Below are 17,870 nucleotides of genomic sequence, written 5' to 3' on the forward strand. Positions count from 1 at the left end.
GAGGGCTTCCGTCCTGGCTTCCGGACCTCGGACAGCCATGGTGGACGGTGAATGTGGCGGCGGAATGACCTCCCGCCGCTTAAAAGGCGTTCCGCATCCGAGCGACGGCGAGCAGCGTCCGCACCAGAATGGTGAAGTCGAGCCAGGGCGACCAGGTCTCGATATATTCAAGGTCGCTCTCGACGCGGCGAAGCAGCTTCTCCTCCGTCTCGGTCGGGCCGCGCCAGCCGCGCACCTGGGCGAGGCCGGTGAGGCCCGGCTTCACCCGGTGCCGCGCGGCGTAGCGGGCGGCCACCTCCTCGAAGGGGCGGCCGCCGGCGCGGGTGCCGGGGGCATGTGGCCGCGGGCCGATGAAGGACATGTCGCCGCGCAGGATGTTGAAGATCTGCGGCAGCTCGTCGAGGGAGGTGCGGCGGAGGATGGCGCCGACCCGCGTCACCCGCTTGTCGCCGAGCGAGACCTGCCGGGCGACGGTGTAGTCAGCCGCCTCGTGGTACATCGTGCGGAATTTCAGCACGTAGAAGGGTTGGTTGTTGAAGCCGGTGCGGCGCTGGCGGAACAGTATCGGCCCCGGGCTGTCGAGCCGCACCGCGAGGGCGATGAGCGCCATCGGCACGGCGGCGACGGCCAGCGCCAGAATGGCCAGCACATAGTCCTCCACCATCTTCACCACGGCACCCCAGCCGCTGATCGGCCGGTCGGCGAGGCGGAGCAGGCGCAGGCGCTCGCCCTCCGGCGCGGTGCCGAGGCTGCGATAGGCCATCAGGTCGGGGGCTAGGCGGACATCGACCGGGTAGTCGCCGAAATGCCGCAGCAGGTTCTGAAGGCGCGATTCGGCCGCCCAGGGAAGGGCAAGGATCACCTGGTCCACCTCGCCGCGGCGGATCATGGCGTTCAGCGCCTCGAGCGAGCCGAGATAGGGCAGGCCGTTGCGCAAGCCCCCGACCTGATGGGCACGCCGATCATCGACCAGGCCAACCAGCTCAAGGCTGCGGTCCGGCCGGCCGCCGAGGGCGGCGACCAGGCGCGCGGCCTGCGGCCCGTCGCCCACCACCACGGCACGCTGCCGGGTACGGACCGCGGCCGCCCGAAGCGCGACGGCGGCCGCCATTCGCGCCGCGAGCAGCGGCGGCATGGCGACGCCGAGCCAGAGCAGCGCGAGGCCGGGCGGGAAATTGCCGCGGGCGCCGAGCGCCTGCGCCGCCAGCCCCATGCCGCCGATGCCGAGCACCAGCCCGGCCAGCGCGCCAAGCCCGGCCCGCTTGCCGCCGAAGAGCGCGGCATGGCCGTAGCCACCGGCGGCGGCGATCAGGCAGGGCACCAGCAGCGCGACGAAGCCGATCAGCCGCAGCGCCGGCCCTTCAGCCGGCTCCAGCGGCAGCGCCTGCACGGCGAGGCCCGTGGCGGCTAGGCAGAGGCCATCCAGCATCGCCACGGCCAGCGCCAGCAGGGCCGGCGGCAGCGGCGAGCCGATCGCCCAACGCTCGCGGCGCGCCTCGCCGCGAAGGCCGTCGACCCAGCCGGCCTCCGCGACCGCGGTCAGCAACCGGCGATCGCCGGTGCGGTGCTCAGGGGGCATCACGTCCTGCATGCTGGCCGCCTGGGGCTCGGGTTGAGGCTCTCGATTGCGATGGGCATGGCTCCCGCTGGCCTTCACGCTCTGGAGGGACGGGGGTCGGCCCCGGCGGCGCCGAAGACGAAGCGCCGGGACATGAGGAAATTGGCCGCGAGCCCGGCAAGCGAGCCGGCCGCGACGCCGATCACGGGATGGGCTGCGACCAGCGGAACACCGCCGACCAGCGCGGCGTAGGTTCCGTAGTTGCACAGGAAGCCCAGCACATTCACGAGCAGGAAGAGCAGCCATTGCCGCCCGAGCCCGCCCTCCTGTCGCGCTGCGCGAAATGTCCACGCCCGGTTCAACGCAAAGGTTGTGGTGGCCGCGGCGAGATAGGACAGCACGCGGCCGATCCAGGGACCGGTACCGAGCGCAATGCCCGCCGTCAGCACGCCCGCATCGACGATGAAGCCGGCGACGCCGACCACGCCGAAGCGCAGGAACTCGCCCAGCACGCGTCCGTCCTTGCGGGCGGCGGGCTGGCCGGAGAGGCGGGGAGTGGTAAGGGCAGAATTCATCCAAGGCATCCTGTATGCTGCAAGGCATACGCGTCCTCGCCTCGTGCGACAAACCACGGCGCGGTGACAACCGCTCGCCCAAGGCGCGAAACATCCGCTTGCGCTGTCACGTTCCACGGCGCAAGCGTGAAGGATATGAGCAAGGCGATAGTCCGGTTCGGCGCTGCAACTGTTTCCCATATGGTGATGACGAAGTCGTCGGAGAACGATTACGGATGCTGTCCCGAATTAGGCCAAGCCGCGTTGCCGGCTCGGCAGCATGCGGTGCGCAGATCGCAAGGATCGTTGCGGCGCCTGCGGCTTCCGTAACGGGATCGCCTTCGCACTTACTGGATGTTCGCATATCCTTTGAGTCGGTGTGTCGTCCCGCGATGCGCGCTATGGTTGCATTCATCGTTGACGATGCTGCGTCAGCGGTCCGGCCTCGCCTTGCCATCGAACGCTGTCGATCTGCGGTTGAAGCGCTTACGTTTCCGTGCCGGTCTTTGGCCTGGATAGCGGCTGCTTCGATGCGCCTTTCGCCAGCGGGTCGGAGCAGCTGCAGCGAAGGACGCTGACGATTCTCGACCTGTTAGAGATTTCCGGTGAGCGGCGCCAGGTGCCGTGGGGTGGCTGATGTTGCAGAGTCGATCGGCGAGTTGGCGGACTTCTCTCGGCACCGCTTGGCAGGAGTTCGCAAGCGTCCAGGCATCGCTGCGGCCCTTCGCTCCCAGGTTGAGGTCGTGCTGACGCGGCATGTTGCCCGTCCTGTTTTGCGCCTCCCTCCGCGGGCGGCAGAGGCTCCGCCTCGCCACTACTGCGCAGTGCCCGGGGTGCGGCATCCCCGCAGAGGCGACTTCCGCCCCAGCGGACACATGCTTCACCCCGCGGATGCCGTTGCCGGAATAGGGTGCTTCACGGTGGCGGGAAAACCGCTACTGTCCGGGCCGTTTCGTTTCCGGGAGAAAGAGCCCATGCATCGTCGCAACCTGCTGGCCGGCGCTGCCCTGGCCGGTGCCGCTCTCCGCCTACCGGCGCCCGCCCTGGCGCAGCCGGCCGGGAGCCGGGTCCTGCGTTTCATTCCGCAGTCCGATGTGGCGGTGGTCGACCCGATCGTCACCACCGCCTATGTCACCCGGCACCATGGCTTCCTGATCTACGACACGCTCTATGGCGTGGATGCCGACTTCAAGCCGCAGCCGCAGATGGCCGAAGGGCACAGGGTGGAGGATGGCGGGCGGCGGGTGACCATCACGCTGCGCCAGGGTCTCGCCTTCCATGACGGCGAGCCGGTGCGGGCCAGGGATTGCGTTGCCTCAATCAAGCGCTGGGCCCAGCGCGACGCGCTCGGCCAGGCGCTTATGGCGGCAACCGAGGAGCTGGTCGCCGATGACGACCGCAACTTCACCTTCCGGCTGAAGCGGCCCTTCGCCTTGCTGTTCGACGCACTGGCCAAGCCCTCGACGCCGGTGCCCTTCATGATGCCGGAGCGCATCGCCTCGCAGGACGCCAATACGCCGATCAAGGAGAATATCGGCTCCGGGCCCTTCCGCTTCAAAGCCGACGAGCGGGTGCCGGGCAGCCTGCTAGTCTATGAACGCAACCCGAACTACAAGCCGCGCGAGGGCGGCACGCCGGCCTGGACCTCGGGGCCGAAGCAGGTGCATTTCGATCGCGTCGAGTGGCGCGTGGTGCCGGATGCCTCGACCGCCGCGGCCGCGCTCGGCAACAACGAGGCGGATTGGTGGGAGCAGCCGACTGCCGACCTGCTGCCGCTGCTTCGCCGCAACCGCAACCTCGTCGTCGAGAATTACGACCCGACCGGGCTGATGGCGCTGCTGCGCTTCAACTCCCTGCATCCGCCGTTCAATAACCCAGGCATTCGCCGCGCCCTGCTCGGTGGGGTCGAGCAATCCGACTACATGAGCGCCGTCATCGGAACCGACCCGTCCAACTGGCGCGACGGCGTCGGCTGCTTCCCGCCGGGGACGCCGATGGCGAGCACGGTCGGCCTCGACGTGCTGAAGGGGCCACGCGACTACGACAAGGTGAAGCGTGACCTCGCCGCCGCCGGCTACAAGGGCGAGAAGATCGTGGTGATCGCCGCCTCCGACTTCCCCTCGCTCAATGCCCTCGCCCAGGTCGGGCGCGACATGCTGGTGAAGTCGGGAATGAATGTCGATTACGTCTCGACTGACTGGGGCAGCGTCGTGCAGCGCCGCGCCAGCCGCGAGCCGGCGGAGAAGGGCGGCTGGAGCGTCTTCTTCACCTTCTTCACCGGGCTCGATTTCTTCTCGCCGGCGACGCATCTCGGCCTGCGCGGCAACGGGACGAGCGCCTGGTTCGGCTGGCCCACCATGCCGAAGCTCGAGGAGCTGCGCACCGCCTGGCTCGATGCGCCGGACCTCGCCGCGCAGCAGAAGCTGGCCGCCCAGATCCAGGAGGAGGGGCTCCGCGAGGCGCCCTACCTGCCGCTCGGCCAGTACTTCCAGCCCTGGTCCTACCGCCGCGGGCTGACCGGCGTGCTGGGCGGCATGCCGCTCTTCTGGAACCTCCAGAAAGGCTGACCCCACCGGCTTGCGGATCGGAGGCGATCCGCGCTTCACTCCCCGGAATGGCCGGCGCGACCGGCTTCCGGGGAGCTCACGATGAACCGACGCACTGTGTTGGGCGCCGCCGCCGCGGCGCCCCTCGCCCGTTTCGCGATCGCCCAGCCGGCCAATAGCCGGGTCCTGCGCTTCATTCCGCAATCGGATATCGGGACGCTCGATCCGATCACCACCACCGCCTATGTCACCAGCAACCATGCCTTCCTGATCTGGGACACGCTCTACGGGCTGGATGCCGAGCTCAAGCCGCAGCCGCAGATGGTCGAGGGGCACCGGGTCGAGGACGATGGCAAGCGCTGGACGCTGACCCTGCGTCCAGGGCTGAGATTCCACGATGGCGAGCCGGTGCGGGCGCGGGACTGCGTGGCCTCCATCAAGCGCTGGCAGCGGCGCGACCCGCTTGGGCAGGAGCTGGCTGCCCGCACCGACGAGCTGGTGGCGACGGATGACCGCACCATCGTCTTCCGGCTGAAGAAGCCCTTCGCCCTGCTGCCGGATGCGCTCGGCAAGATCGGCTCGCCGGCGCCTTTCATGATGCCGGAGCGGTTGGCCAATACCGACCCCTTCCGCCCCATCACCGAGTTCATCGGCAGCGGGCCCTTCCGCTTCAAGGCGGATGAGCGGGTGCAGGGCAGCCGCTTCGTCTATGAGCGCTTCGATGGCTATGTCCCGCGCGAGGGTGTGCCGGCCTGGACCTCGGGGCCGAAGCGCGCCTTCTTCGATCGCGTCGAATGGCGGGTGACGCCGGACAGCGCGACGGCCTCCGCCGCGCTGCAATCGGGCGAGGTGGATTGGTGGGAGAACCCGCCGAACGACCTGGTGCCGCCGCTCCGGCGCAACCGCGACATCGTCGTCGACCAGCCCGACCCGACGGGTCAGATGGGCTTCGGGCGCTTCAACCATCTGCACCCGCCCTTCAACAACCCCAAGCTTCGGCGGGCGCTCCTGGGTGCGATCAACCAGGCGGATTTCATGACGGCGGCCTTCGGTAGCGAGCGGGGCGCCTGGCGGGACAGGGTCGGCTTCTTTCCGCAGGGCACGTCCTTCGCCAGCGATGCCGGGCTCGGCGCCCTCACCTCGCCGCGCGACCTGGAGAAGGTGAGGCGCGAGGTGGCCGAGAGCGGCTACAAGGGCGAGCCGGTGGTGCTGCTGGGCGCCACCGACTTCCCCATCATCAACGCGCTCTGCCTGGTTGGCGCCGACCTCTTCAAGCAGGTCGGGCTGAACGTCGATTACGTCGCCTCCGACTGGGGCACGGTGGTGCAGCGGCGGAACAGCCACGAGCCAGCGGATAAGGGCGGGTGGAGCATCTTCTTCACCTACTGGGCCGGCTTCGACACGCTGAACCCCGGCGTCAACCAGACCATCCGCGGCAACGGCACCAATGGGTGGTTCGGCTGGGCCGCCTCAGAGCGGCTGGAAGCCAAGCGGGCCGAATGGTTCGACGCGCCGAGCCTTGCCGCGCAGCAGCAGGCGGCGCGGGAGCAGCAGGCCATCGCCTTGGAGGAGGTGCCAACCCTGCCGCTCGGCCAAGCCTACACCACCACCGCCTACCGGCGGAACCTCGTCGACGTGCCGAAGGGCCCGCCGCTGTTCTGGAATGCGAAGAAGGCCTGAGCCATGCATCGCCGAAGCCTCCTTGCCGGTGCCGCCGCGCTGCCGGCCACCCTCTCGACCGCTACCCTGGCGCAGCCCGCGCGCGTGTTGAAATTCGTTCCCCAGGCCAACCTCACCAGCCTCGACCCGATCTGGACCACGGCCAATGTAACGCGGAACCATGCCTGGCTCGTCTACGACGTGCTCTACGGCATGGATGCACGCTTCCAGCCGCAGCCGCAGATGGCCGCCGGCCATACGGTCGAGGATGAGGGGCGCGTCTGGACCCTCACCTTGCGGGACGGCCTGCGCTTCCATGATGGCGAGCCGGTGCGTGCCACAGATTGCGTCGCCAGCCTGCGGCGCTGGATGAAGCGCAATCCCAATGGGCAAAAGATCGAGCCTTTGATTGATGAGTTGGTCGCGCTCGACGACAAGCGGCTGCGCTTTCGGCTGAAGCGCGCTTTCCCGCGTCTGCTGGCATCGCTCGCCAACCCGTCGAACCCGGCGGCCTTCATCATGCCGGAGCGGATCGCCCGCACCGACCCCTTCCAGCAGATCCGCGAGACGGTGGGCAGCGGGCCCTTCCGCTTCCTGCCGCGCGAGTACAATTCCGGCAGCTTCGTCGCCTATGAGCGCAACCCGGATTATCAGCCGGTCTCCTCCGGCGCGGTGAGCCTGACGGCGGGGCCCAAGGTCGCGCATTTCGATCGCATCGAGTGGCATATCATCACCGATGCGGCGACGGCGGCGGCGGCGCTGCAGGCCGGCGAGATCGACTGGTACGAGCAGCCGCCGCCCGGGATCCAGCAGCTCTTCCGCCGCAACCGGCAGATCGTGGTGGAGCCGATCGACATCCTGCCGAACCCGGCGATCCTCCGCTTCAACCACCTGCACCCGCCCTTCAACGACAAGAAGATCCGCCAGGCGCTGCTGCCGGCGGTGGACCAGACGGACTACATGACGGCGATCGTCGGGCCGGACCCGGCGGGCTTCTCCAGCATGGGCGTCTTCACCCCTGGCACGCCGCTGGCCAACGATGCGGGGATGGGGGCGCTGCTCGGCCCGCGCAGCATCGACCGCTCCAAGGCCCTGCTGAAGGAGGCGGGTTATGCCAACCAGCTGATCCGGCTGATAGGCCCGACCGACATCCTGGCACCGGCCGCCCTGACGCAAGTCGCGGTGGACATGTTCCGCAAGCTCGAGGTGAACCTCGACTTCGTGCTGACCGATTGGGGCAGCGTCATCCAGCGCCGCGCCAGCCGGGAGCCAGTGGAGAAGGGCGGATGGAGTACCTTCCTCACCGCCTTCTCCTCCTTCGAGTTCGCCGACCCAGCAGGCAATTTCCCGCTGCGGGGCAATGGGGCGGCGGCCTGGTTCGGCTGGCCGACCATCCCGCGGCTGGAGGAGCTGCGGGATGCCTGGTTCGACGCGCCCAACCTCGAGGCGCAGCGGAAGCTGGCGCGAGAGATTCAGCTGACGGCGCTCGATGAGGTGCCCTACATTCCGGTCGGCGCCTATCTTTCGATGACCTCGCTCCGGCGCAACCTGACCGGCCGCGTGCCGGGCTTTGCGCTGTTCTGGAACCTGAAGCGGAGCTGACCGATGCATCGTCGCAGCCTGTTGCAAGGGGCCGCGCTGGCGGCACTTCCCGCGCCGGTTCTCGCCCAGGGGGCGGCGAAGGTGCTGCGGGTGATCCCGCAGGCCAACCTCACTAGCCTCGACCCGGTCTGGACCACGGCGGTCGTCACCCGCAACCATGCCTTCCTGGTCTACGACCAGCTGCTGGCGCAGGATGCCAAGGGCGACATCCAGCCGCAGATGGCCGAAGGCTGGGTGACGGAGCCGGATGGGCTGACCGTCACCTTCACCCTGCGGAGCGGGCTCAAATTCCATGACGGCGAGCGGGTGCTGGCGAAGGACTGCGTCGCCAGCATCAACCGCTGGGCGCGGCGCGACCCCTTCATGCAGGTGCTGCAGCCGAGCGTTGCCGCGGTGGATGTGGTGGATGACAGGCGTTTCCGCTTCCGCCTCAGGAAGCCGGTGCCGCTGCTGACCCTGGCGCTGGGGCAGACGCAATTCCCCTGCTTCATCATGCCGGAGCGGATCGCCTCGACCGATGCCTTCCAGCAGGTGCGGGAGGCGGTGGGGAGCGGGCCGTTCCGCTTCATCGCCGATGAGTGGAACCCGGGGCAGCGCGCCGTCTGGGCCAAGTTCGACGGCTATGAGGCGCGGGCGGAGCCGGTGGATGGCCTCGCCGGCGGGCGCGTGCCGCGGCTCGACCGGGTGGAATGGACGGTCATCAGCGACCCGGCGACGGCGGCCTCCGCCATGACGACGGGCGAGCAGGACTACTGGGAATACCCGCTGCACGACCTGCTGCCGCTGCTCAAGCGGAACCGTCAGGTGGTGGTGGAGCAGCGGCTGCTGGACGGTTTCTACGGCATCTGCCGCTTCAACTGCCTCCAGCCGCCCTTCGACAACCCGGCCATCCGCCGCGCGGTCGCCATGGCGGTGAACCAGCGCGACTACCTCAGCGCCGTCGCCGGCAACGAGCCGGGCGGGTGGGAGGCCTGCGAGGGCGTCTTCACCTGCGGCACGCCGCTGGCCAATGAGGCGGGGAGCGAAGTGCTGAAGACGCGCAGCATCGAGCGAGCCAAGGCGGCGCTGGCCGAGGCGGGCTACAAGGGCGAGAAGGTGGTGTTGATCGCCCCCGGCGACTATCCGCAGATCAACGCGCTCTCCCTCGTCACCGCCGACATTCTGCGGCGGCTCGGGATGAATCTCGAACTCGTCTCGACCGACTGGGGTACGTTGGTGCAGCGGCGGGCGAGCAAGGAGCCGGTGGACAAGGGGGGGTGGAGCATCATCCACACGACTTCCTCCGGGCAGTCGCTGACCTTGCCGGTCTATCACCTCTTCCTGCGCGCCAACGGGCCGCAGGCCTGGTTCGGCTGGCCCGAGGATGCCGAGATCGAGCGGCTGCGCCAGGCCTGGGTCGATGCTCCGGACCCGGCCGAGGGGCGGCGCGTGGCCGAGGCGCTGAACCGCCGGGCCATGGAGGTGATGGCCTATATCCCGCTCGGCTTCTACTGGCAGCCCTCCGCCTGGCGGCGGAACGTGACCGGGGCCTTCAAGACGCCGGCGACGGTCTTCTGGAACATGTCCAAGGCGTAACCCCGTTGCGCCGGCCCTGGGGGTGAGGCAAGGACAGCGCAGCGCTCCGGGAGAAACGCCGCATGCATCGTCGCACCCTGTTGCAGGGCACGGGCCTCGCTCTGGCCGCGCCGCGCCTGGCGCTGGCCCAGAGCAATGCCCGCACCCTTCGCTTCGTGCCACAGGGCAACCTCGCCAATATCGACCCGGTCTGGACGACGACGACGCTGGCCCGGAACCACGGGCTGATGGTCTATGACACGCTCTTCGGGCTGGGGCGCGACTTCCAGCCGAAGCCGCAGATGGCGGCGGGGCACGAGGTCTCGGCCGATGGGCTGGTTCATGCCATCACCCTGCGGCCCGACCTTCGCTTCCATGACGGGGCTCCGGTGCTGGCACGCGATTGCATTGCCTCCATCGCTCGCTGGTCGAAGCGGGACGTGCTGGGCCAGCGCCTCGCCGCGCTGCTCGAAGAGATGCGGGTGAAGGCCGACGACAGCTTCGAGATCGTGTTGAAGAAGCCCTGGCCGGGGCTGGCCTGGGCACTCGGCAAGCCCTCGGCCAATATCTGCGCCATCATGCCGGAGCGGATCGCGCAGACCGACCCCTTCACCCAGATCACCGACTATGTGGGCAGCGGGCCTTTCCGCTTCCGCCGCTCGCAATGGGTGCCGGGCAGCATGGCCGCTTATGAGCGCTTCCCTGGATATGTGGCGCGGGATGAGCCGGCGGACTTCCTCGCCGGCGGCAAGGTGGCGTATTTCGATCGGGTCGAGTGGCATGTGATGCCGGACCCGGCGACTGCCGCCGCCGCCTTGCAGAACAACGAGGTGGACTGGTGGGAGACGCCGCTGGCCGACCTGCTGCCGGTGCTGCGCGGCAACCGCGACATTGCCATCGAGGTGGTGAACACCGCCGGCGCGCTGGCGATGATCCGCTTCAACCACTTGCACCCGCCCTTCGACAAGCCTGAAGTCCGGCGGGCGCTGCTGCCGGCGGTCGAGCAGACCGCCTTCATGCAGGCAGCGCTCGGTGAGGACAATGCGCTGTGGCAGGTGCCGGCGGGGGCCTTCACCCCGGGCACGCCGCTCGCCAACGGCGTGGGGATGGAGGCGGTGGCCGGGCCGCGCGACCCGGAAGCGGCGAAGCGGGCCCTGGCCGCGGCCGGCTACAAGGGCGAGCCGGTCGTCATCCTCTCGCCGACAGACTTCCCGACCATCAACGCCCTGTCCGAGGTGGCGGCGGATACGCTGCGGCGGGCGGGAATGAAGGTCGACCTTCAAAGCATGGATTGGGGCACGCTGGTGCAGCGCCGGGCCAAGCGCGAGGCACCGGCCCAGGGCGGCTGGAACATCTTCTGCACCACCTGGGAGGGGTTGGACGTCTCCGTACCCGGTAGCCACCAGCCGATCCGCGGCAATGGCGCCCAGGGCTGGATCGGCTGGTCCACCAGCCCGCGGCGGGAGGCGCTGCGCGAGGCCTGGTTCGATGCGCCGGATCAGGGTGCGGAGCGCAAGATCACCGAGGAATTGCAGGCCCTGGTCTGGGAGGAGGCGCCCTTCATCCCGCTCGGCCTGCTGCGGCCGCCCCAGGCCTTCCGGCGGAGCCTGACCAATATCGTCACCGGTGGGCCGCCGCTCTTCTGGAACGTCCGGCGGGGCTAGTGGCACGGACCGTGCAAGCAAGCAGGCTGCGGTTCTGGCCGGACCGCAGCCGAGGCCCTTGCCGCCGCGTAAGTACGCTGGCGCAATGCCCAAGGCTGAGGCAGGCTGATGGATAACCGGGCGGGAACGGACCGCACGGCTGGGAGCTGGGGGACGATAAAGAGATGGATCGCAGGAGTTTCCTGAAGGGGACGGCCGCCGCCGGCCTGGTGGGCGCCTCTGCCGGCCTTGCAGGCCCGGCGCTGTCGCAGGGAGCGGCGGCGCGGACGCTGCGCTTCGTGCCGCAGGCGAACCTTGCCAATTTCGACCCGATCTGGGGCACCCAGTATGTGGTCCGCAACGCTGCGGCCATGGTCTGGGACACGCTCTACGGCTTCGACGGGACGCTGACGCCGAAGCGGCAGATGGTGGAGGCCGAGCAGGTCTCGGCCGATGGGCTGACCTGGGAGTTCCGTCTGCGCCCCGGCCTCAAGTTCCATGACGGCACCCCGGTCCTCGCCAAGGACGTGGTGGCGAGCCTCACCCGCTGGTCGGCCCGCGACCCGATGGGGCTGATGGTCAAGGCCCTTCAGAACGAGCTGGTCGCCGTCGATGACCGGAATTTCCGCTGGGTGCTGAAGAAGCCCTATCCGAAGCTGCTGATGGCGCTCGGCAAGAACAGCACGCCGATGTGCTTCATGATGCCGGAGCGGCTGGCGAAGACCGACCCCTTCCAGCAGGTCAGCGAGTTCATCGGCAGCGGGCCGATGCGCTTCAAGCGTGATGAATGGAACCCTGGCGCCCGGGCCGTCTTCGAGAAATTCGCCGACTACGTGCCGCGTGACGAGCCGAGCTCCTGGCTCGCCGGCGGGAAGCGGATGGGCATCGACCGCATTGAATGGCTGGTGATGCCGGACCCGGCGACGGCCGCCGCTGCCTTGCAGAACGGCGAGGTGGACTGGTGGGAGAACCCGATCACCGACCTGGTGCCGCAGCTCCGCCGCAACCGCAACATCCGCGTCGATATCGCCGACCCGCTCGGCAATATCGGCACCTTCCGCATGAATCACACGACGACGCCCTTCAACAACGTGAAGGCGCGGCGCGCTGTGCTGACGGCGCTGAGCCAGGAAGACTACATGCGGGCGCTGGTCGGCGACGACGACAAGCTGTGGAAGCCGCTGCCCGGCTATTTCACCCCCGGCACGCCACTCTACTCCGAGGAGGGCGGCGAGATCCTGAAGGGGCCGCGCAACCTCGACGCGGCGAAGCGGCTGCTGGTGGAGAGCGGCTACAATGGCTCGCCTGTCACCTGCGTCGTCGCGCAGGACCAGCCGATCACCAAGGCGCAAGGCGACGTCACCGCCGACCTGCTGAAGCGGATCGGCTTCAATGTCGATTTCGTGGCGACCGACTGGGGCACCACGGGCCAGCGCCGCGCCATGAAGAACCCGGTGGGGCAGGGCGGCTGGAGCATGTTCCACAGCTGGCATGCCGGCGCGGACTGCATCAACCCCGCCGTCTACAACGCCATCCGCGCCAGCGGCGACGGCGCCTGGTTTGGCTGGCCGAACATCCCGGCTGTCGAGACCGAGGTGGCCAACTGGTTCGAGGCGCCCGACCTCGCGGCGGAAAAGGCCGTCATCAACCGGCTGAACAAGGCGGCGCTCGACAACGTCGTCTATGCGCCGACCGGCTTCTTCCTCGGCTACCAGGCCTGGCGTGCCAATGTCTCGGGGATTGCGAAAGGGCCGCTGCCCTTCTTCTGGGGCGTCTCGAAGTCTTGACTGTGATGGATAAGATCGGAAGCTTCGCGCAGCCGCAAACCGGTTGCGCGAAACTCCCCCAAGCGTAAGGAGGCGCCATGTTCGCCTATGCAGTCCGGCGCGTCCTGGCCACCATTCCGGTGATGGCCATCGTTGCGCTCTTCGTCTTCAGCCTGCTCTACATAGCGCCCGGCGACCCGGCTGCCGTCATCGCCGGCGACCAGGCGACGCCGCAGGATGTGGAGCGCATCCGCGCCTCCCTCGGCCTCGACCGGCCCTTCCTGATCCGGTTCGGGGAGTGGGTGTGGAACATCCTCAACGGCGACATGGGCGTCTCCATCTTCACCAACCTGCCGGTGACGACGATGATCCAGCAGCGGATCGAGCCCACGGTCTCGCTGATGGTCCTCACCCTCTGCCTCGCCGTCTCCATCGCCGTGCCGATGGGCGTCATCGCCGCCTGGAAGCAGGGCAGCTGGATCGACCGCGCGGTGATGGGCTTCGCCGTGCTCGGCTTCTCCGTCCCCGTCTTCGTCGTCGGCTACGTGTTGGCCTATATCTTCGCGCTCGAGCTCGACTGGCTGCCGGTGCAGGGCTACACCGCCTTCCGCGAGGGCTTCTTCCCCTGGCTCGAGAACCTGATCCTACCGGCCATCGCGCTGGGCGGGGTCTACATCGCGCTGATCGCCCGCATCACCCGGGCGACCATGCTCGAGGTGCTGCAGCAGGACTACATCCGCACGGCGCGGGCCAAGGGCGCCGGGCAGCGCAACATCCTCTTCCTGCACGCCTTGAAGAACGCCGCCGTGCCGATCGTCACCGTCATCGGCATCGGCATCGCCCTGCTGATCGGCGGCGCGGTGGTGACGGAGAGCGTCTTCGCCATCCCGGGCCTCGGCCGGCTGACGGTGGATGCCATCCTGCGCCGCGACTATCCGGTGATCCAGGGCGTCGTGCTGCTGTTCAGCTTCGTCTATGTGCTGGTCAACCTGCTGATCGACCTGGCCTACACCCTCTTCGATCCGAGGATCCGTTACTGATGTCCTCCGCCGTCCTCTCCTCCGCCCCGCCGCAGGAGGTCGCCGCGGCTCCGCCGATGGGCGACGTCCTGCCGCCGGTGAAGCCGAAGCGGGGCCTCATCGGCTTCATCCGGCGCAACCCGACCATGGCCATCGGCGGCTTCCTGCTGTTGCTGATGGTCGGCATTGCCGTCTTCGCGCCCCTGCTCTGGACGGTCGACCCGACCGCCCTGGCACCGGCGCGGCGCACGCGCGAGCCCTCCGCCATGTACTGGTTCGGCACCGACATGCTGGGCCGCGACGTCTACTCCCGCGTGCTCTACGGCGCGCGGATCTCGCTGATCGTCGGCTTCTCGGTTGCCTTCTTCGCCTCGGTGATCGGGCTGACGATCGGCCTCGTCTCCGGCTATGTGCGCTGGGCCGACAGCATCATCATGCGGATTATGGACGGGATGATGTCGATCCCCTCCATCCTGCTCGCCATCGCGCTGATGGCCCTCACCCGGGGCAGCGTGCAGAACGTCATCCTCGCCATCACCATCGCCGAGATTCCGCGCGTCTCCCGCCTGGTGCGCGGCGTGGTGCTCTCGCTGCGCGAGCAGCCCTATGTGGATGCCGCCGTCGCCGCCGGCAGCCGGACGCCGCGCATCATCCTGCGCCACATCCTGCCCAATACGCTCGCGCCCATCACCGTGCAGGCGACCTATGTCTGCGGCGCGGCGATGATCACGGAGGCGATCCTCTCCTTCATCGGCGCGGGTACGCCGCCGATCATCCCCTCCTGGGGCAATATCATGGCCGAGGGCCGGGCCCTCTGGCAGGTGAAGCCCTATATCGTCTTCTTCCCCGCGGTGTTCCTGTCGATCACGGTGCTCGCGATCAACCTGCTCGGCGACGGTCTGCGCGACGCGCTCGATCCGCGCATGGCAAAGAGGGTCTGAGCCATGGCCGAGCCGCTTCTCGTCGTCGAGAACCTGCAGACGCATTTCCGCACGCCGGATGGCATTAACCGCGCGGTGGACGGCGTCAGCTTCCATGTCAATGCTGGGGAGACGGTGGCGATCGTCGGCGAATCGGGGTGCGGCAAGTCCGTCACCTCGATGTCGATCCTCCGCCTCATCCCGGAGCCGCCGGGCAAGATCGCCGGTTCCATCCGCTTCCAGGGCAAGGACCTGCTGAAGCTCTCCGAGCCCGAGATGCGCGCCATCCGCGGCAACGAGATCAGCATGATCTTCCAGGAGCCAATGACCTCGCTGAACCCGGTGCTGAATATCGGCCGGCAGATCGGCGAGACGCTGCGCCTGCACCAGGGCCTCTCGGCGCGTGACGCCGAGGCCAAGGCGGTCGAGATGCTGAAGCTGGTCGGCATCCCGGAGCCGGGGCGGCGCGTGCGCGAATATCCGCACCAGCTCTCGGGCGGCATGCGGCAGCGGGTGATGATCGCCATTGCGCTGGCTTGCAACCCGAAGCTGCTGATCGCCGACGAGCCGACCACGGCGCTCGACGTCACCATCCAGGCGCAGATCCTCGAGCTGATGCGCGGGCTGAAGAACACCGTCGGCGCCGCCATCGTGCTCATCACCCATGACCTCGGCGTGGTCGCCGAGGTCGCGGAGCGGGTGGTGGTCATGTATGCCGGCAAGAAGGTCGAGGAAGCGCCGGTCGTGGAGCTCTTCAACACCCCGCGCCACCCCTATACCCAGGGGCTGCTCGGCTCGATGCCGAAGCTCGGCTCCTCGCTGACGGGTACGGAGACGCGGCTTGCCGAGATCCCCGGCCTGGTGCCGAGCCTCAAGCAGAAGATCCCCGGCTGCGTCTTTGCCTCGCGCTGCCCGCATGCGACGGACCTCTGCGTCAAGGTCGCGCCGGCGCTCGAGGAGAAGGCGCCGCGCCACGTCGCCGCCTGCCACTACGCTCTCAAGGAAGGGGCGATTGCCGCATGAGCTCCCCGCTGCTCGATGTCCAGGACCTGAAGAAGCATTTCCCCATCAAGGGCGGCTTTTTCGGCGGCGTCACCGGCCATGTCTATGCGGTGGACGGCATCTCCTTCCATATCAACAAGGGCGAGACGCTCTCCCTGGTCGGCGAGAGCGGCTGTGGCAAGTCGACCGTCGGCAAGGCGATCCTCAAGCTCTTCCCTGTCACCGCCGGGCAGGTGGTGCTGGACGGCAAGCGGATCGACGACATGTCGGCCAGCGCGCTGCGGCCGCTGCGGCGCCGCATGCAGGTGGTCTTCCAGGACCCCTTCTCCTCGCTCAACCCGCGCATGCGGGTGCGCGATATCCTGGCCGAGCCGATCCATAATTTCGGCCTGGCGCGGAACGGCGCCGAGCTGGAGGAGAAGGTCGGCAAGCTGATGGACACGGTGCGGCTGCCGCGCGACGCGGTGAACCGCTGGCCGCACGAGTTCAGCGGCGGGCAGCGGCAGCGAATCGGCATCGCCCGGGCGCTCGCGGCCGAGCCGGACCTCATCATCTGCGACGAGGCCGTGTCGGCGCTCGATGTCTCGGTGAAGGCGCAGATCGTCAATCTGCTGCAGGAGCTGCAGGAGCGGCTCGGCCTCGCCCTGCTCTTCATCAGCCATGACCTGGCGATCGTCGAGCACATGACGCATCGGGTGGCGGTGATGTATCTTGGCAAGATCGCCGAGGTGGCGCCGAAGCGCAGCCTCTTTGCTGCGCCGAAGCACCCCTATACGGAGGCGCTGCTCTCCGCCGTGCCGGTGCCGATGCCGGGCAAGGCGCGTGAGCGGGTCATCCTCAAGGGCGACGTGCCGAGCCCGATCAACCCGCCCACGGGCTGCCGCTTCCACACCCGCTGCCCCTATGCCTTCGACCGCTGCCGGGTCGAGGAGCCGCCGCTGCGCCCGGTGCCGACCGCGCTGGAGGCGGGGCACCTTGCGGCCTGCCACTTGCACGACCTTTCGGCGGACCGGAACCCGCTGGCGGTGTCCAAGGGGCAGGCGCTGCTCGCCGTCTGACCCATGGCAGAGCCGGTCCTGCTGGAGGTGCGGGAGCGGCGCAGCCGCTTCGGCCGTGTGGTGAAGTGGTGCTTCTGGGTCTTCCAGCTGCTGATGCTGGTTGGCAGCCTCAGCACCTGCGCGGCCGTCACGCCTTATCTGGCAGGGCCGGACCCAGAGGTGGCGATGGGGGCCGGGCTGTTCGGGGCGATGGCCATCGGCACGCTTTGGGTGCTGTGGCCGGTCGGCACGCTGCTGCTCGGGGGGCTGGTGCTGGCCACGCGAGGGCGGAAACGCCTGATTCCGGCACCCGAGACAGCCGGACGCGGCTGATCCCCCGCTCTGGTCCTTGACGGAAGACGGGTGCGAGGCGACCTTTCCACCCACGGATGCCCCTCGTTGCGCGGGGGCGTCGTATTTCCATTGGAACGGGGGAGGCGCGGCATGCCGCAAGTAACGCTGACCGTGAACGGCAAGACCAGCACGGTCGATGTCGAGGGCCGCACGCTCCTGGTGGAGCTGCTGCGGGAAAAACTGCGCCTGACCGGCACGCATGTGGGCTGCGACACCAGCCAGTGCGGCGCCTGCGTCGTCCATGTGGATGGCGAGAGCGTGAAGGCCTGCACCATCCTGGCCCTGCAGGCCAATGGCAGCCAGGTGACCACCATCGAGGGGCTCGCCAAGCCGGACGGCACGCTGCACCCGATGCAGGAAGCCTTCCGCGAATACCATGCCCTGCAATGCGGCTTCTGCACGCCGGGGATGGTGATGTCGGCCATCGACCTGGTGCAGAAGCACCCCGACGGGATGTCCGAGAAGGAGATACGCGAGGGGCTCGAGGGCAATCTCTGCCGTTGCACAGGGTACCACAACATCGTCAAGGCGATCGCCGCGGCACAGGAGGTCATGCACGGCCGGGCCCAATCCCTGGCTCCGGCGGCCGAGTAACCGGCCGCCCCAGGGCGCGCGGCATTGTCCGCGCGCCTGACCGCATAAGAGAAAGAACCCTG

The 17,870-nt window shown here is 68.6% G+C and carries 14 protein-coding genes; 12 read left to right on the top strand and 2 right to left on the bottom strand.

Features of this window, described 5'->3' with window-relative positions; genetic code table 11:
• Nucleotides 1-79: 79 nt before the first annotated feature.
• Together EP26_RS32130 and EP26_RS18115 are read right to left on the bottom strand one after the other, a co-directional pair.
• Nucleotides 80-1,591 carry an exopolysaccharide biosynthesis polyprenyl glycosylphosphotransferase gene (locus EP26_RS32130; RefSeq protein ID WP_052389342.1) on the bottom strand — a complete coding sequence of 504 codons (1,512 nt, stop codon included), beginning with the start codon at nt 1,589-1,591 and terminating at the stop codon, nt 80-82.
• Nucleotides 1,592-1,653: 62 nt separating this feature from the next.
• Nucleotides 1,654-2,133 (bottom strand): GtrA family protein, encoded by a 480-nt coding sequence (locus EP26_RS18115; RefSeq protein ID WP_052389343.1) that lies wholly within the window; start codon nt 2,131-2,133, stop codon nt 1,654-1,656.
• 953 nt (nt 2,134-3,086) lie between these two features.
• On the opposite strand from EP26_RS18115, the gene EP26_RS18120 reads away from it, so the two are divergent.
• The 12 genes from EP26_RS18120 (at nt 3,087) to EP26_RS18175 (ending at nt 17,808) form a co-directional block, all read left to right on the top strand.
• Complete coding sequence (locus EP26_RS18120; protein ID WP_043340642.1) at nt 3,087-4,679, top strand: ABC transporter substrate-binding protein; 1,593 nt, start codon at nt 3,087-3,089, stop codon at nt 4,677-4,679.
• Between the two features lie 81 nt (nt 4,680-4,760).
• A complete protein-coding gene (locus EP26_RS18125; RefSeq protein ID WP_043340645.1) occupies nt 4,761-6,338 on the top strand; it encodes an ABC transporter substrate-binding protein in 1,578 nt (525 codons plus the stop codon).
• Nucleotides 6,339-6,341: 3 nt separating this feature from the next.
• A complete protein-coding gene (locus EP26_RS18130) occupies nt 6,342-7,919 on the top strand; it encodes an ABC transporter substrate-binding protein (RefSeq protein ID WP_043340648.1) in 1,578 nt (525 codons plus the stop codon).
• A gap of 3 nt (nt 7,920-7,922) precedes the next feature.
• Nucleotides 7,923-9,494, top strand: coding sequence for an ABC transporter substrate-binding protein (locus EP26_RS18135; protein ID WP_043340649.1), 1,572 nt, complete (start codon nt 7,923-7,925; stop codon nt 9,492-9,494).
• Nucleotides 9,495-9,556: 62 nt separating this feature from the next.
• A complete protein-coding gene (locus tag EP26_RS18140) occupies nt 9,557-11,137 on the top strand; it encodes an ABC transporter substrate-binding protein (RefSeq protein ID WP_043340652.1) in 1,581 nt (526 codons plus the stop codon).
• Between the two features lie 164 nt (nt 11,138-11,301).
• The gene (locus EP26_RS18145; RefSeq protein WP_043340654.1) at nt 11,302-12,903 is read left to right on the top strand and encodes an ABC transporter substrate-binding protein; all 1,602 of its coding nucleotides are present in this window, start codon (nt 11,302-11,304) and stop codon (nt 12,901-12,903) included.
• 77 nt (nt 12,904-12,980) lie between these two features.
• A complete protein-coding gene (locus EP26_RS18150; protein ID WP_043340655.1) occupies nt 12,981-13,922 on the top strand; it encodes an ABC transporter permease in 942 nt (313 codons plus the stop codon).
• Nucleotides 13,922-14,842 carry an ABC transporter permease gene (locus EP26_RS18155; protein WP_043340656.1) on the top strand — a complete coding sequence of 307 codons (921 nt, stop codon included), beginning with the start codon at nt 13,922-13,924 and terminating at the stop codon, nt 14,840-14,842. The genes EP26_RS18150 and EP26_RS18155 overlap by 1 nt, the downstream gene beginning before the upstream one ends.
• 3 nt (nt 14,843-14,845) lie before the next feature.
• Entirely contained in the window at nt 14,846-15,844 is a 999-nt protein-coding gene (locus EP26_RS18160) for an ABC transporter ATP-binding protein (protein ID WP_043340657.1), read from the top strand.
• Entirely contained in the window at nt 15,841-16,881 is a 1,041-nt protein-coding gene (locus EP26_RS18165; RefSeq protein WP_043340659.1) for an ABC transporter ATP-binding protein, read from the top strand. Before EP26_RS18160 ends, EP26_RS18165 begins: the two co-directional genes overlap by 4 nt.
• Before the next feature lie 3 nt (nt 16,882-16,884).
• The gene (locus tag EP26_RS18170) at nt 16,885-17,193 is read left to right on the top strand and encodes a hypothetical protein (RefSeq protein WP_052389344.1); all 309 of its coding nucleotides are present in this window, start codon (nt 16,885-16,887) and stop codon (nt 17,191-17,193) included.
• 111 nt (nt 17,194-17,304) lie between these two features.
• Nucleotides 17,305-17,808: a (2Fe-2S)-binding protein gene (locus EP26_RS18175; RefSeq protein WP_043340661.1), complete on the top strand. Its 504-nt coding sequence runs from the start codon at nt 17,305-17,307 to the stop codon at nt 17,806-17,808.
• Nucleotides 17,809-17,870: the final 62 nt, after the last annotated feature.

Source organism: Belnapia moabensis DSM 16746 (assembly GCF_000745835.1).
In the GTDB taxonomy this organism is placed as follows: domain Bacteria; phylum Pseudomonadota; class Alphaproteobacteria; order Acetobacterales; family Acetobacteraceae; genus Belnapia; species Belnapia moabensis.

What these genes read in the sequence shown, in the direction of transcription:
- EP26_RS32130 (WP_052389342.1), bottom strand. Translation starts at nt 1,591, where the DNA reads ATGCAGGACGTGATGCCCCCTGAGCACCGCACCGGCGATCGCCGGTTG.
- EP26_RS18115 (WP_052389343.1), bottom strand. Translation starts at nt 2,133, where the DNA reads ATGAATTCTGCCCTTACCACTCCCCGCCTCTCCGGCCAGCCCGCCGCC.
- EP26_RS18120 (WP_043340642.1), top strand. Translation starts at nt 3,087, where the DNA reads ATGCATCGTCGCAACCTGCTGGCCGGCGCTGCCCTGGCCGGTGCCGCT.
- EP26_RS18125 (WP_043340645.1), top strand. Translation starts at nt 4,761, where the DNA reads ATGAACCGACGCACTGTGTTGGGCGCCGCCGCCGCGGCGCCCCTCGCC.
- EP26_RS18130 (WP_043340648.1), top strand. Translation starts at nt 6,342, where the DNA reads ATGCATCGCCGAAGCCTCCTTGCCGGTGCCGCCGCGCTGCCGGCCACC.
- EP26_RS18135 (WP_043340649.1), top strand. Translation starts at nt 7,923, where the DNA reads ATGCATCGTCGCAGCCTGTTGCAAGGGGCCGCGCTGGCGGCACTTCCC.
- EP26_RS18140 (WP_043340652.1), top strand. Translation starts at nt 9,557, where the DNA reads ATGCATCGTCGCACCCTGTTGCAGGGCACGGGCCTCGCTCTGGCCGCG.
- EP26_RS18145 (WP_043340654.1), top strand. Translation starts at nt 11,302, where the DNA reads ATGGATCGCAGGAGTTTCCTGAAGGGGACGGCCGCCGCCGGCCTGGTG.
- EP26_RS18150 (WP_043340655.1), top strand. Translation starts at nt 12,981, where the DNA reads ATGTTCGCCTATGCAGTCCGGCGCGTCCTGGCCACCATTCCGGTGATG.
- EP26_RS18155 (WP_043340656.1), top strand. Translation starts at nt 13,922, where the DNA reads ATGTCCTCCGCCGTCCTCTCCTCCGCCCCGCCGCAGGAGGTCGCCGCG.
- EP26_RS18160 (WP_043340657.1), top strand. Translation starts at nt 14,846, where the DNA reads ATGGCCGAGCCGCTTCTCGTCGTCGAGAACCTGCAGACGCATTTCCGC.
- EP26_RS18165 (WP_043340659.1), top strand. Translation starts at nt 15,841, where the DNA reads ATGAGCTCCCCGCTGCTCGATGTCCAGGACCTGAAGAAGCATTTCCCC.
- EP26_RS18170 (WP_052389344.1), top strand. Translation starts at nt 16,885, where the DNA reads ATGGCAGAGCCGGTCCTGCTGGAGGTGCGGGAGCGGCGCAGCCGCTTC.
- EP26_RS18175 (WP_043340661.1), top strand. Translation starts at nt 17,305, where the DNA reads ATGCCGCAAGTAACGCTGACCGTGAACGGCAAGACCAGCACGGTCGAT.